This is a genomic window from Marinimicrobium sp. ARAG 43.8, from assembly GCF_050113635.1.
Classification (GTDB): Bacteria; Pseudomonadota; Gammaproteobacteria; order Pseudomonadales; family Cellvibrionaceae; genus Marinimicrobium.
The window spans coordinates 211,385-224,152 of sequence record NZ_JBNJLT010000003.1; the positions used below are offsets into that span (position 1 = coordinate 211,385).

Here is a 12,768-nt window from a genome sequence, read left to right on the forward strand (position 1 = left end):
CAAACTCGTCGTTTCGTCAGACTTGAGGGGCGACTTTAGTAGTCGAGCGTCTCAATGGTCTGATGGTGGTTGGTATAGATACAAATATCACCGGCGATGGTGAGTCCTTTTTCTACGATGGACTTGGCATCGAGCTCAGTGTTGTCGAGCAGGGCACGCGCCGCCGATTGAGCGAAGGCGCCACCGGAGCCGATGGCAATCAGGTCGTCTTCGGGCTGGATAACGTCACCGTTGCCGGTGATGATCAGCGAGGCTTCGGCGTTGGCCACGGCCAGCAGGGCTTCCAGGCGGCGCAACGCACGGTCGGTGCGCCAGTCTTTGGCCAACTCTACCGCAGCGCGGGTAAGTTGCCCGTTGTGGGCTTCCAGTTTCGCCTCGAAGCGTTCAAACAGCGTGAAGGCATCAGCGGTGCCTCCGGCAAAGCCGGCGATGACCTGGTCTTTGTAAAGGCGGCGGACCTTGCGGGCGTTGCCTTTCATGATGGTGTTGCCCAGTGACACTTGGCCGTCGCCGCCAATGGCGACCTGCCCATTGCGGCGCACGGAGAGAATGGTGGTACCTCGATACTGTTCCACAAGCCGTCCTTTCGTTCAGTTCAGTCGTTCGATTCAGTCTTGATCGGCGAACTGGAAAGGTTGGGGCTTGCCCGAGTGATTTCAAGCAAGAACGCTTTTCGGGCAAGGATGGTCAGGTTTAGTCTTTTTTGCGCTTGAGCACCAGCGCGTGGTACTCATTGGAGACCAGTGTGGAGCGAGCGCTGGCCAGACGGGACTGGTTGTTGAACGGGCCGACCAGGACTCGGTGCCACACCTCATTGCTGTTGAGTGTTACCTGCTCGGTATAAGCGTCGAGGTTTAGCAGCAACAACTGGGCACGCAGACTGTCGGCCTCGGAGGCTTTGCGGAAGGAGCCGACCTGAAGAATAAACTCATCCTTGCTGGCCGGGGGTGTCTGACTTCCGCCCTGTGCCTGTTGTTCGCTTGGCTCCGTGGCGGGCACGATTTCCTCGCTTTCGCGCAGCAGTTTATAGAAATCGAAGCGGGGCTTGGGATTGCTGGCCTCCGGCGCCTCCGGCTCGACGTTCTGGGTGGCGACGGGTTTGCTCGGCGCCGGTTGGCTGCGCTCGGGCAGTTCAACATTGGTCAGTCGGGTGAGAAACACGATAAAGCCTCCGAGTACCACACCGGTAAACAGCCATACCCAGCCGGGCACCTGGCTTTTCGGGCGCTGGCGACGGCGTTGGGGAGGACGGTTTTTCTTGGCGTAGTCTCGGGTCATAGGGTTCTGGTCGAGGTTGGAAGCTAAAGCGGAAATTTCCCGGCAGATGCCGCGCGCCAATTGTACCCGTGACCGCCCCCTCCGGCCAGTGGTGAACGCCGCTGTAGAGATGAGGCTCGCCGTGGGGTGGATCGGGTGTAGACTCTTGGAGGCATGGATGCCGACATGAAGCCCCCAGGGACGGGTTTACGGCGCGTCTACACCCGATCCACCCCAGGGCGAGCCGAACGTGACGTCTTATGTCGAACCCGTTGTTTAGCTCATATCCTGCGGATCTACATCAATCGACCAGCGCGTGCGCTTCGCCAGTGGGTGCTGCTCCAGCTCCGGAGCGAGGCGACTGAGCAAGCCGTGCAGGGTTTTGCGTTGCGCCGCATTCACCTGAAGCTGATAGCGAAACCGGTCCCCGCGTTTTTCCAGCATGGCCGGCAGCGGCCCGAGGTAGCCCAGTTCATGATTCGCGGGATGATACTGCTCCGCCAACTGCCGCACGTGGCGCAAAAAGGCCACCGCATTTTCCGGACGCTTGGACTCCGCCCGGATTAACGCCATTTGTCGAAAGGGCGGCAACTGCGTAAGGCGGCGTTCACTCAGAATCATCTCGGCAAAGGGGTGATAACCTCGCTCCATCAGCGTGCGCACCAATGGGTGATCCCGATGGTGGGTTTGCAGAATCACCTCTCCCGGTTTCTCCGCCCGGCCCGCCCGGCCCGCTACCTGCAACAGCAGCTGCCCCATTTTTTCTGGACCCCGGAAATCGGTGCTGAATAATCCGGCGTCCGCATCCAGAATCACCACGAGAGTGACATCCGGGAAATGATGCCCCTTGGCCAACATCTGTGTGCCCACCAGAATGCACGGCTCGCCGCTGTGGATTTCCGTCAGCAGTTCATGAAAGGCGTGCTTTTGGCGGGTGGAGTCGCGATCAACCCGTAACACACGGGTGCCCGGGAAGTGACGGGTCAGCGCCTCTTCGCTGCGCTCTGTACCCTGACCCACTGGCTGTAGCCGGGTGCTGTGGCAGGACGGGCAGTAGCGCGGTACAGCTCGCTGGTGATCGCAGTGGTGACAATGCAAGTGCCTGGGGCTTTGATGCAGTGTCATACGGGTATCGCAGTGGTGGCACTCCGCCAGCCAACCGCACTCCGTACACTCCAGAGTGGGCGCGTAACCGCGCCGGTTCAAAAACACCAGCACCTGGTTGCCACGGTCCAGCGTGCGACGAATTCGACCAATAGTCTCCTCGCTGAACCCGCTGTCCAGTGGCTGTCGACGAATGTCCTGCAAGTGTACGGTCGGCGCCTGTGCCTGACCGGCGCGGTGAGCCAGCCGCAGGTACTGGTAACGACCAGTGCGTGCATTGTGCAGGCTCTCCAGTGCCGGTGTGGCACTGCCTAAAATCAGGGGAATATTCAGCCGTCTCGCCCTCAGGGCGGCAAGATCCCGGGCGGAGTAACGAAAGCCGTCTTGCTGCTTAAAAGAGCTGTCGTGCTCTTCGTCAACAATTAAGATCCCGGGGTTGGCCAGCGGGGTGAAAATGGCAGAGCGGGTGCCGATGATAATGCGAGCCCGGCCATCCCGGGCCTGTACCCAGGCGTCCAGCCGCTCCCGGTCATTCATGCCGGAGTGCAGCGCCACCACCGTGCAGCGGAAGCGGCGCTGAAAGCGGGAAAGCGTCTGGGGTGTAAGGCCAATTTCCGGCACCAGCACCAGGGCCTGCTGGCCTCGCGCCAATACGCGGGCAATGGCCTGTAAATAGACCTCGGTTTTGCCGCTGCCGGTGGCGCCGTCCAGCAGGCTGATATGGAAGCCGCCGATGGGAATCTGGTTCAGCGCAGTCTGCTGCTCCGCATTGAGTGGCAGCGGCGACTCACCCAGGATTTCAGGCGATTCCTCCGGAGTGAACACTTGCTCTGTGCTTTCGATCAGTTGTTTGTCGGCCAGCGCCTTGACGGCCGGACTGCCAATGCCCAGCAGTGTCAAATCGGCGCGGTTCAACTGGCCCCGCTGCTGTAAAGCTGCCAGCAGTTCCGCCTGGCGCGGAGCGCGTTTCAGTGCGCCCTCAGGAAGCCCCTTGCCCTCAGTGGTCAGCCGCCAGTATTTCTCGCCTTTCTCGCGCGCGGCCTCCCCCTGACGCAACAGCGCGGGCAGGGCGGTATGCAAGGCATCGCCGATGGGATGCTGGTAGTAATCGGCGGCCCAAAGGCACAGTTGCCAGACGTCTTCCGGCATCAGCGGCTCGGCGTCCAGTAGGGCCTCAGCCGCGCGCAGCTGCGAAAGAGGGATATCCGAGGTGGCTTTTACCCTCAGTATCAACCCGACCAGCCGTTGTGGGCCAAAGGGGACGCGCACGCGCTGCCCGGGCTGTAATTGTTCTGGCACCGTATCCGCCGGGGGCAGGTAATCGAACCGGCGTCGCAGAGGGGTGGGCAGGGCGATTTCCAGTACAGTAAGGGCTGTCATGAACTCCGAGGTCGGTGCCAGTGTCAAAAGGCACTCAGGATAGCGCATGAGTACGGCCCGGGGAATGCGCACACGCGTGTTTGATGCCCGCTTTGAGGCGGATGCCACTTGAGTTTGCTTTGTGTGTACTTTCTGGTAGTATTCGCGCCTTCCTGAAAGCCGTACCCATTAACCGTTGTGCGGTGCCCGGCAAAATCCTCTTTTGGTCCCTTTTGTTTATCGAAAGTGACCAGGGGTCGACCGGGTGGCGGCACAAAGATGAGGCGAACACCATGCAAGCTGATCTGCACCCCAAATACGAAGATGTCACTGCGACCTGTAGCTGTGGCAACACCATCAAGACTCGCTCTACGCTGGGCCAGGATTTTACCGTGGACGTGTGCTCTGAATGTCACCCGTTCTACACCGGTAAGCAGAAAATCGTTGACACCGGTGGCCGTATCGACCGCTTCAAGAAGCGTTTCGGCAGCCGCATCGCCTCCAAATAATCGGATGAACGTGGCCGTTTCGGCCCGTTGCGCGAATGCATCGAAAACGCCGGGGGCGAAGGCCTCCGGCGTTTTTGTTGCGGTTCTCATTTCCCTTTCTGCCCTTCTGTCATCCTTTATCCTTCTGGCCGCGCAGACTGCCGCCTGCCCCGTTCCCGACGCCTTGCCCTCAGAGCGGGTGCAGGTAGTGGCCGTCCATGACGGAGATAGCGTCCGGCTCGCCGATGGTCGCCGGGTGCGGCTGATTGGTATCAATGCCCCGGAGCTGGCCCGGGACGGAAGAGCCGCAGAAGCTCTGGCGCTCGACGCGGGCCATGCGCTGCGCCAGGCGGTGTCGGGTAAGGAGGTGCGCCTTTTCTATGACCGGGACCGAAAGGATCACTACGGACGAACGCTGGCGTATCTCTATTTGCCGGACGGCCAAAGTCTGGAGGCGGAACTGTTGCGTCAAGGGTTGGCCTTTCATATCGGTGTGGCACCCAATTTGGCGCTGGCGAACTGTCTGGCAGCGTCGGAATCCGAAGCCCGTCGCGCAGAGCGCGGAGTCTGGGGGCACAGTGGTTGGGCGCCAAAGCCCGCCTCGACCTTGGCGACGAATGATACAGGGTATCAGAGGGTTTCGGGACGCATCGTGGATGTAAGTCAGGCGGGAAGCGCCGTCTGGCTGGAACTCGATGGCCCGCTCGTAGTCCGCGTGCCGATCGCCGCCTGGAGCGCTTTAGAGAAAAGTGATCTGAAACCGGGCGCTGAGGTGGAGGTGCGTGGCTGGGTAGTCGATCGCTCTGGGACCCGTGCTGCCCGACGTGGTTTCAAGCCACTGGTGATCAACCTCCAGAGCCATATAGGACTGGAGCGCCGCGCCCCGCCGCTGTAGGCGACGAGGCGCTGGGCTACGTGTTTAGAACAGTTCTTCTGGCAGTTGGTGATCCCGGGTGTTGCCATTGCCGCCATTGTCATCGTAAGGCGGTACATCCTCCGCTCGGAAAATCTCGAACACCGCATCGGGGTCACCCGGACGAGCGCGACGGCCGTTCTCCGGGTCGATGCGCACGGTGACGATTCCCTCTGGCTGAGGCGCAGGGTGATCGGGACGGCCAGCCAGCGCGACGCGCATGTAATCGATCCAGATAGGCAGCGCCGCGGTGCCCCCGTATTCTCCGCGCCCCAGCGGAGTATTGTTGTCAAAGCCGAGCCAGGCGACCGTCACAACCTCTGGGTTGTAACCGGCGAACCAGGCATCTCTGGGGCCGTTGGTGGTGCCCGTTTTACCGGCGATGTCGGCGCGATCGAGTACGCGGGCGCGTCGGCCTGTGCCTCGGGCAATCACGTCTCTCAACATGGAATCAATGATAAAGGCCGTTTGCTCGTCCAGCACGCGTGGCGCAATGGGCGGCGGTTCCACCACGGCTTCCCGCCCCTCTTCGACATCCAGCAGGGACAGTTGAGCGGGCTGCTCTGGAGCCAGGCGGGCGGGCTCATTGGCCTCAGCGGGCTGTTCTGGCTCGTTGGCGTAAACATCCGCGATGAGGCTGACCGGTTCTTCCTCGTTCTCGTTGACGGGTTCACAATCCCGGCAAACGGTGGCGGGACGAGCCTGATGAACGAGGTTGCCCTCGTCATCTTCAATGCGCTGCACCATATAAGGGGCTACCCGGAAGCCGCCATTGGCAAGTACGGTGTATCCGCGGGCCAGATTCATAGGCGTCAGGGCGTGGCTGCCGAGGGCAAGAGACAGGTTGCGTGGCAGTTCGTCCCGGTCAAAACCGAACTGATCCAGCGTATCGAGCAGCGACGGCAGCCCGATGCTGCGGAGCACCCGAATGGAAACCAGGTTCCGGGACCGATACAGCGCTTCTCGTAGACGGGTGGGGCCGAGAAAAGTGCCGCCGTCGTTTTCGGGCCGCCAGGCACCTTCCAGGCTCGCGTCTTCAATAACGACAGGGGAGTCGTTAACGATGGTGGCGGGGGTGAAGCCGTTCTTGAGCGCTGCGGTGTACACAAAGGGCTTGAAGCTGGAGCCCGGTTGGCGTGCGGCCTGCAGCGCCCGGTTGAAATTGCTCATCCGAAAGTCGAAACCGCCGACCAGCGCTAGAACGCCGCCGTTCTCAGGGTCGAGGCTCACCAGGGTGGCTTGGGCCGCTGGTAACTGACGTAATTGCCACTGCTCTCCATTTCGTCGCAGGCGAATGACATCACCCACACTCAGCACGTCGCCGGCACTGTCTGGCGAACCCGTCCGGGCGTTTTCGTTCAGGTAGCGGCGGGCGCTGGACAGGCCTTGCTCCCACTCCAGGGTGGCCGTTTCCCCGCTGCCCAGCAAGACCTCGGCGGAGCGCTCCTCTAGCGACAGCACGACAGCGGGCTGGAGGTCACCCAATACGTTGATATCCTGTAGCGCGTCAATCCATTCATCCCGGTCTTCCGGCGGCTCACCCCACTGGGCTTCAGGACCCCGGTAACCGTGGCGCCAATCGTAAGTGATCAGACCGTCCACGACCGCTTTCTGGGCGGCTGCTTGATATTCACTGTTGATGGTGGTGTAGACCTTGTAGCCAGCGGTATAGGCCTCGGCCCCAAAGCGATCAATGGCTTCGCGGCGTGCCAGTTCGGCCACGTATGGCGCGTAGAGGTCAAGTGTAGCGCCATGGTAGCTGGCATTGTCCGGTGTGTTGACGGCCACTTCATAGGCGGCCTGATCGATATAGCCTAACTCGAGCATGCGGCCGAGAATCCAATTGCGGCGGATGGTGGCGCGTTCGATGTTGGCCAGCGGGTTATAGGCCGAGGGCGCCTTCAGTACGCCGACGATCATGGCCCACTGTTGAATCTCCAGTTCGTCAATGTCCTTGCCATAGTAGATCTGGGCGGCCGCGTGAATGCCGTAGGCACGGTTGCCAAAGAACATTTTATTGCTGAACAGCGCGAGAATCTCTTCTTTGGAAAGTTCATTCTCTATTTGCAATGCCAGCAGGATCTCGTTGAATTTACGGGAAAATACCTGATCGCGGGACAGGAAAAAATCCCGTGCTAACTGCATGGTGAGGGTGCTGCCCCCCGACTGAATCCCGCCTGTTTTCAATAATTGTGACGCGGCTCGCAAAAGTCCCTTAATAGATACGCCGGAGTGGTCGTAAAATTCAGCATCTTCGGCCGATAATAGAGCCTGGATGTAAAGCTTGGGGATATCATCGAATGAGACGGGTGTGCGACGCTGTTCGCCAAACTCGCCAATCAGCTTGCCATCACTGGAGTAGACCCGTAACGGTGTTTGCAGCTGTACCTGTCTGAGACTGTCGACTGGCGGCAGTTTGGGGCTCAGATAGAGGTATAACCCCGCCAAAGCGACCAGGCCAGAGCCCGCACCAGCGATGCACAGCCAAAAAAGCAGGCTCAAGTAAGACTTTTTAATAGGCATTTTTTCTATGAGAATTAATAAGTTAGCGAAAATGGCAGCGAATCGCCGCATTATACGGGCTTTTTGCCTGTTTACATAAGTGCGGTCTTGTTGCAGGCTTAACTTAAAGTCTTATAACATAAACTTCACATAAGTTACGGATATAGATAGAAAAATGGGCATTTTAAGCTTCCTTGAGAAAAGGGCGAAGCCGGTCTTGGGGTTGGACATCAGTTCAACATCGGTCAAGCTTCTAGAGCTCAGTCGCCACGGTGATAGCTACCGCGTTGAGACCTATGCGGTTCGCCCATTGCCGCCGGGCGCCGTAGTCGAAAAAAACATCAACGATCCCGAGGCTGTCGCCGAGGTGGTTCGTGCTGTCATCAAGCAGTCCCGTACCAAGCTCAAGCATGCCGCCGTGGCGGTGGCGGGCTCTGCTGTCATTACCAAAATGATTGATATGCCCTCCGGCCTCAATGACGACGCGATGGAAACTCAGATTTCTATAGAGGCCGATCAGTACATTCCGTTCCCTCTTGAAGAAGTGTCCATTGATTTTGAAATCCAGGGCGAGTCGCCCCGCAACCCCGAGCAGGTGGAAGTGTTGCTGGCGGCGTGTCGTCGCGAGAATATTGATTTGCGGGTCAACGTGCTGCAACTGGCCGAATTGCAGGAAGAGGTCGTGGATGTGGAGGCCTACTGCACTGAGCGCGCGTTTGGGCTGATCTCGGAACAGTTGGAGGATCAGGAAGGGCAGGTGGTGGCCATTGTGGATATTGGTGCCACCATGGCCACCTTAAGTGTCTTGGTTGATGGCCGCACGGTGTACACGCGGGAACAACTGTTTGGTGGCAAGCAGCTGACTGAGGAAATTCAGCGCCGTTATGGGCTATCCATGGAGGAGGCAGGGCTGGCCAAGAAGCAGGGCGGCCTGCCGGATGATTATGAATCTGAAGTGTTGGACCCGTTTAAGGAAGCCGTGGTTCAGCAGGTAACCCGCTCCCTCCAGTTCTTTTTCTCCGCCAGCCAATACAACGATGTCGACTACATCGTACTGGCCGGCGGGGTGGCATCCATGGAGGGGCTGGTTGGTCTTATTGAAGAGAAGCTGGGGACCCAGACGCTGGTTGCCAACCCGTTTGCCAATATGTCGGTCTCCTCGCGCGTGAATGCCGCGGCGCTGGCCAACGATGCGCCCTCATTGATGATCGCGGCCGGTCTGGCGCTGAGGAGTTTCGACTGATGGCAAAGATTAACTTACTTCCCTGGCGGGAAGCCTACCGGCAGGAAAAGAAAAAAGAGTTTATTGGCATCATCGTGGTTGTGGTGATCGTCGCGGGCTTATTGGCGTACCTGTGGAGTGCTGGCGTGCAGTCCTCCATCGCCGATCAAAACGCCCGTAACCGGGTGCTGAAAACCGAAATTGCCGCACTAGATGAGGCGGTGAAAGAAATTCGCGAATTGCGCGAAAAACGTGAAGAGTTACTGGCGCGGATGCGGGTGATTCAGGATCTTGAAGGCACTCGCCCGGTGATTGTGCGCTACTTCGACGATATGGTGAGAGCGATTCCCGATGGTGTTTTCCTCACCAGGATGCAGCGTCAGGGGCAGGTTATTCAATTGGAGGGCATCGCCGAGTCCAACAACCGGGTCTCCAGCTTTATGCGGAATCTGGATGAGTCCGACTGGTTCAAAGCGCCGAACCTCAGTTCGGTGACCGCATCCCCAGCGTACGGTGAGCAGGCCAACGCGTTCCGTATGTCCGTCAGGACCTCGGTACCGGAAGGTCATGTCAGTGAAGAACAGCAGGAGGAGAACTGATCATGGCGCTTTCGGATACGATGGAGCAAATCAGGAATTTCGACGTTAATGATATCGACTTTGACCGCATGGGCGTCTGGCCAGTGGCGGGAAAAGTGTTCGTTTGCGCTCTTCTGGCTACCGTTATTCTCGTCGGGTGGTACTTCTACAAGATCAAAGACCTCAATCATCAGTTGGATCGTGTGGTGGCGGAAGAATCCAGCCTGCGTCAGAACTTTGAGACGAAAAGCTTCCAGGCGGCCAATCTGCAGGAATATCGGGATCAGATGACGGAAATGGAAAAATCATTTGGGGCGCTGTTGGCTCGCTTGCCCAGCGATACCGAAGTGCCTGGCCTGCTGGAAGATATCGATGCCCGTGCGTCGGAGAGCGGTCTGGACATCAACAGCATTCGGCTGGAGTCTGAACAGCAATCGGAGTACTACGTTGAGTTGCCCATCAGTATCGATGTCGATGGCAGCTATCATGATATGGGAACCTTCGTCAGCGGTGTTGCTGGCATGCCGCGTATTGTGACCCTGCATGACTTTACCATCGCGCGAAAGGCCAATGGAGGCACGCTGGGTATGCAGATCGTTGCCAAAACCTATCGCTACAAGTCACAGGGTGAGCAGTGATGACGCGCTTTCTGATCACATCCGGTTTTCTATTGTCCGCTGTGTTGCTCGGTGCCTGTAGCGACTCGGCTAACCACGGCGATTTGCAGGCGTACATAGAGCGTACCAAGGCTCGTCCGTCCGGCCAGATAGAGCCGTTGCCAGCCTTCCAGCCTTACCAGCCCTATGCCTACAGCGCCATGACGCTGCGCAGTCCATTCGACCCGCCTGCCGATGAAGCCGAGAGGCGCGAGCGTGTCAGCGGCAAACAAGTTGAGCCGGACTTCAATCGCGAAAAGGAGTACCTGGAAGGCTTTAGTGTGGCCAATCTGTCCATGGTAGGAACCTTATTCAAACAGGGACAACTTTGGGTACTGATTGACGATGGGCAGGGAGGTGTTCACGCGGTCAAAGAGGGGAATTATCTCGGGAAGAATCACGGGCGTATTGTGTCCGCCTCGCGGAGCCAGCTTCAACTGCTGGAAATCGTCGCCGATGGCGCCAGCGGTTGGGTTGAACGCCCCAGAATTATTGAATTAAAAGAAAAGGAATAGGCCATCATGCGAGCACTGTGCTTATTGGGGTTAACCATGCGAAAACTAGCTTTTTGTCTGATGTGTCTGGCACCCTCGGTGGTGTGGGCCAAGTCACTCAACAACATTCAATTCTCCGAACTGCCCGGTGAGCGTTTTGAAGTGCGAATGACGTTCGACGGTACGCCGCCGCAACCCGAGGGCTATACCATCGAGCAGCCCGCGCGTATTGTGTTGGACTTCCCCGAAGCGACAAGCGCACTGGAACAGCGCCGTTATCCGCTGTCGTTCGAGAATGGCTCCAGTGCTTTGGTGTTGAGTTCGCAAGGGCGTACCCGCCTGATTCTCAATCTGTCGGAATTGACGACCTATCAGTCTCGCGTGGACGGCAACCATTACATTCTGGAAGTGGGTGCCGCCCAGGCCGGGTATGCCGCCGCCCCGACTCGCGCCCCCAGCGTGGTGGACAGTCAGCGTCAACGCGAACGTGAACCCGCTGCGCAGGGGCCTCGCGTCACCAATATCGATTTCCGTCGTGGTGAAGAGGGCGAGGGGCGAGTGATTATCAACCTGTCCGATGATCATTTAACCGCGGATGTGACAGAAACCGGTCGTGGCATTGAACTGGAGCTGGGCGGAGTTGCATTGCCCGACTCGCTACGCCGTCGTCTGGACGTTGTGGATTTCGCCACGCCAGTGACCATGGTGAGCGCCAAGGAAAGCCGTCGGGGCACGGTGCTTAGCATCGATGCCAAAGGCGAGTACGACTACATGGCCTATCAGGCGGACAATGAGTATGTGGTCAGTGTAAAACCGTTGACCCAGCGCGAAGTAGAAGCCCGCGATCAGGAGTTCAGTTATACCGGAGAGAAGCTCTCTCTGAACTTCCAGGACATTGAAGTGCGCAGTGTTCTGCAAATTATTGCCGATTTCACCGACCTGAACCTGGTGGCGAGTGATACGGTTCAGGGGCGCATCACCCTGCGACTGGACAGTGTGCCCTGGGATCAGGCGCTCGATTTGGTGCTAAAAACCAAAGGTTTGGACAAGCGCTTGAATGGCAATGTGTTGATGGTCGCTCCAGCGGCGGAAATTGCCGAGCGGGAGCGCCAGGAACTTGCGGCACGCAAGCAGCTTGAAGAACTGGCCCCGCTGCGTACCGAATACATTCGGGTGCGCTACGCCAATGCCCGGGAAATGTTCGAATTGTTCCGTGGTGAAGAAGGGTCGGGTGGCAGTCGCAGTGGTGGCAGTTCTGGTCAGGGCGGCAATCGCGCGACCGGCAGCGTTCTCTCGGAACGGGGTGATGCCATCGTGGATGAGCGTACCAACTCCATTATCATTACCGATACGGCCGAACGTATTGAGGCCTTCAAGCGTCTGGTGGATCAAATCGATATTCCGATTCGTCAGGTAATGATCGAGGCCCGCCTGGTGATTGCCAACACGGATTTTCGGCGCGAAATGGGTGTGCGATGGGGCGGGGTTGGCTTCAACGCTTCCTCGGATGCGCTGGTAGAGATAGGCGGCTCCACCGCTGGACTGGATTCCTCGCCCGCCTCCCCGGCTGAGTGGCTGTCAGGGTCGGGCACCCTCGATCTGGAAGAAAATATGATGGTCGACCTCGGTGTCGCCAACCCGGCGGGCAGCTTTGCGTTCAGTGTGCTAACCGATAGCGCGTTTATCGATCTTGAGTTGTCCGCATTGGAAAATACCGGACAGGCCGAAATCGTTTCCCAGCCGAAAGTGATTACTGGCGATAAACAGCAGGCGACCATTATGTCCGGTACGGAAATTCCGTATCAGGAAGCTTCCGCCAGCGGTGCGACCACGACTTCCTTCAAAGAAGCGGTGCTCAAGCTCGACGTGACTCCCCAGATTACGCCGGATAACCGCATTATCATGGACTTGGTTATCAATCAGGATTCCGTGGGCGCGCTCAATCAGATCTCCGGTATCCCGAGCATTGATGTGACTGAAGTCATGACCAAGGTATTGGTGCAAAACGGTCAGACCGTGGTTCTGGGGGGCATCTTCCAGGTAGAGCAGATTGAAGGGGTCGACAAAGTGCCTCTGTTAGGGGATATTCCGGTGCTTGGTCGGCTGTTCAAGCGCGAAGTCCGCTCTCAGGAGAAGCGCGAACTGCTGGTGTTTATTACCCCCAAAATTATGGCAGATGCCCTGACAGACTGAGT

Annotated in this window: 11 protein-coding genes; 7 read left to right on the plus strand and 4 right to left on the minus strand. The window is 58.4% G+C overall.

The window, feature by feature from the left end:
• Window positions 1-35 precede the first annotated feature (35 nt).
• From hslV to ACQCLF_RS08195, 3 genes are all read right to left on the minus strand, one after another.
• Window positions 36-575 carry an ATP-dependent protease subunit HslV gene (gene hslV, locus ACQCLF_RS08185; protein WP_426986107.1) on the minus strand — a complete coding sequence of 180 codons (540 nt, stop codon included), beginning with the start codon at window positions 573-575 and terminating at the stop codon, window positions 36-38.
• A gap of 118 nt (window positions 576-693) precedes the next feature.
• Entirely contained in the window at window positions 694-1,278 is a 585-nt protein-coding gene (locus ACQCLF_RS08190; RefSeq protein ID WP_426986109.1) for an SPOR domain-containing protein, read from the minus strand.
• Window positions 1,279-1,533: 255 nt separating this feature from the next.
• Window positions 1,534-3,741 carry a primosomal protein N' gene (locus ACQCLF_RS08195; RefSeq protein ID WP_426986111.1) on the minus strand — a complete coding sequence of 736 codons (2,208 nt, stop codon included), beginning with the start codon at window positions 3,739-3,741 and terminating at the stop codon, window positions 1,534-1,536.
• A gap of 272 nt (window positions 3,742-4,013) precedes the next feature.
• On the opposite strand from ACQCLF_RS08195, the gene rpmE reads away from it, so the two are divergent.
• Window positions 4,014-4,229: a 50S ribosomal protein L31 gene (rpmE, locus tag ACQCLF_RS08200; protein WP_426986113.1), complete on the plus strand. Its 216-nt coding sequence runs from the start codon at window positions 4,014-4,016 to the stop codon at window positions 4,227-4,229.
• Window positions 4,230-4,233: 4 nt separating this feature from the next.
• The gene (locus ACQCLF_RS08205; protein WP_426986115.1) at window positions 4,234-5,103 is read left to right on the plus strand and encodes a thermonuclease family protein; all 870 of its coding nucleotides are present in this window, start codon (window positions 4,234-4,236) and stop codon (window positions 5,101-5,103) included.
• 24 nt (window positions 5,104-5,127) lie between these two features.
• Here the strand turns inward: ACQCLF_RS08205 and ACQCLF_RS08210 are convergent, their stop codons facing one another.
• Window positions 5,128-7,644, minus strand: a complete 2,517-nt coding sequence (locus ACQCLF_RS08210) for a penicillin-binding protein 1A (RefSeq protein ID WP_426986117.1) — start codon at window positions 7,642-7,644, stop codon at window positions 5,128-5,130.
• A 154-nt stretch (window positions 7,645-7,798) separates the two neighbouring features.
• Here ACQCLF_RS08210 and ACQCLF_RS08215 point away from each other — a divergent pair, with 154 nt between their 5' ends.
• Genes ACQCLF_RS08215 through pilQ form a run of 5 tightly spaced genes read left to right on the plus strand, consistent with a single transcriptional unit; the run spans window position 7,799 to window position 12,766 of the window.
• A complete protein-coding gene (locus ACQCLF_RS08215) occupies window positions 7,799-8,866 on the plus strand; it encodes a pilus assembly protein PilM (RefSeq protein WP_426986119.1) in 1,068 nt (355 codons plus the stop codon).
• Entirely contained in the window at window positions 8,866-9,444 is a 579-nt protein-coding gene (locus ACQCLF_RS08220) for a PilN domain-containing protein (protein ID WP_426986121.1), read from the plus strand. Before ACQCLF_RS08215 ends, ACQCLF_RS08220 begins: the two co-directional genes overlap by 1 nt.
• 2 nt (window positions 9,445-9,446) lie before the next feature.
• A complete protein-coding gene (locus ACQCLF_RS08225; RefSeq protein WP_426986123.1) occupies window positions 9,447-10,061 on the plus strand; it encodes a type 4a pilus biogenesis protein PilO in 615 nt (204 codons plus the stop codon).
• Window positions 10,061-10,594 carry a pilus assembly protein PilP gene (locus ACQCLF_RS08230; protein ID WP_426986125.1) on the plus strand — a complete coding sequence of 178 codons (534 nt, stop codon included), beginning with the start codon at window positions 10,061-10,063 and terminating at the stop codon, window positions 10,592-10,594. The genes ACQCLF_RS08225 and ACQCLF_RS08230 overlap by 1 nt, the downstream gene beginning before the upstream one ends.
• A gap of 36 nt (window positions 10,595-10,630) precedes the next feature.
• Window positions 10,631-12,766 (plus strand): type IV pilus secretin PilQ, encoded by a 2,136-nt coding sequence (gene pilQ / locus ACQCLF_RS08235; RefSeq protein WP_426986127.1) that lies wholly within the window; start codon window positions 10,631-10,633, stop codon window positions 12,764-12,766.
• The last annotated feature ends 2 nt before the right edge of the window (window positions 12,767-12,768 follow it).

What these genes read in the sequence shown, in the direction of transcription:
- ACQCLF_RS08195 (WP_426986111.1), bottom strand. Translation starts at nt 3,741, where the DNA reads ATGACAGCCCTTACTGTACTGGAAATCGCCCTGCCCACCCCTCTGCGA.
- ACQCLF_RS08190 (WP_426986109.1), bottom strand. Translation starts at nt 1,278, where the DNA reads ATGACCCGAGACTACGCCAAGAAAAACCGTCCTCCCCAACGCCGTCGC.
- ACQCLF_RS08215 (WP_426986119.1), top strand. Translation starts at nt 7,799, where the DNA reads ATGGGCATTTTAAGCTTCCTTGAGAAAAGGGCGAAGCCGGTCTTGGGG.
- rpmE (WP_426986113.1), top strand. Translation starts at nt 4,014, where the DNA reads ATGCAAGCTGATCTGCACCCCAAATACGAAGATGTCACTGCGACCTGT.
- ACQCLF_RS08230 (WP_426986125.1), top strand. Translation starts at nt 10,061, where the DNA reads ATGACGCGCTTTCTGATCACATCCGGTTTTCTATTGTCCGCTGTGTTG.
- pilQ (WP_426986127.1), top strand. Translation starts at nt 10,631, where the DNA reads ATGCGAAAACTAGCTTTTTGTCTGATGTGTCTGGCACCCTCGGTGGTG.
- ACQCLF_RS08210 (WP_426986117.1), bottom strand. Translation starts at nt 7,644, where the DNA reads ATGCCTATTAAAAAGTCTTACTTGAGCCTGCTTTTTTGGCTGTGCATC.
- ACQCLF_RS08220 (WP_426986121.1), top strand. Translation starts at nt 8,866, where the DNA reads ATGGCAAAGATTAACTTACTTCCCTGGCGGGAAGCCTACCGGCAGGAA.
- ACQCLF_RS08225 (WP_426986123.1), top strand. Translation starts at nt 9,447, where the DNA reads ATGGCGCTTTCGGATACGATGGAGCAAATCAGGAATTTCGACGTTAAT.
- ACQCLF_RS08205 (WP_426986115.1), top strand. Translation starts at nt 4,234, where the DNA reads ATGAACGTGGCCGTTTCGGCCCGTTGCGCGAATGCATCGAAAACGCCG.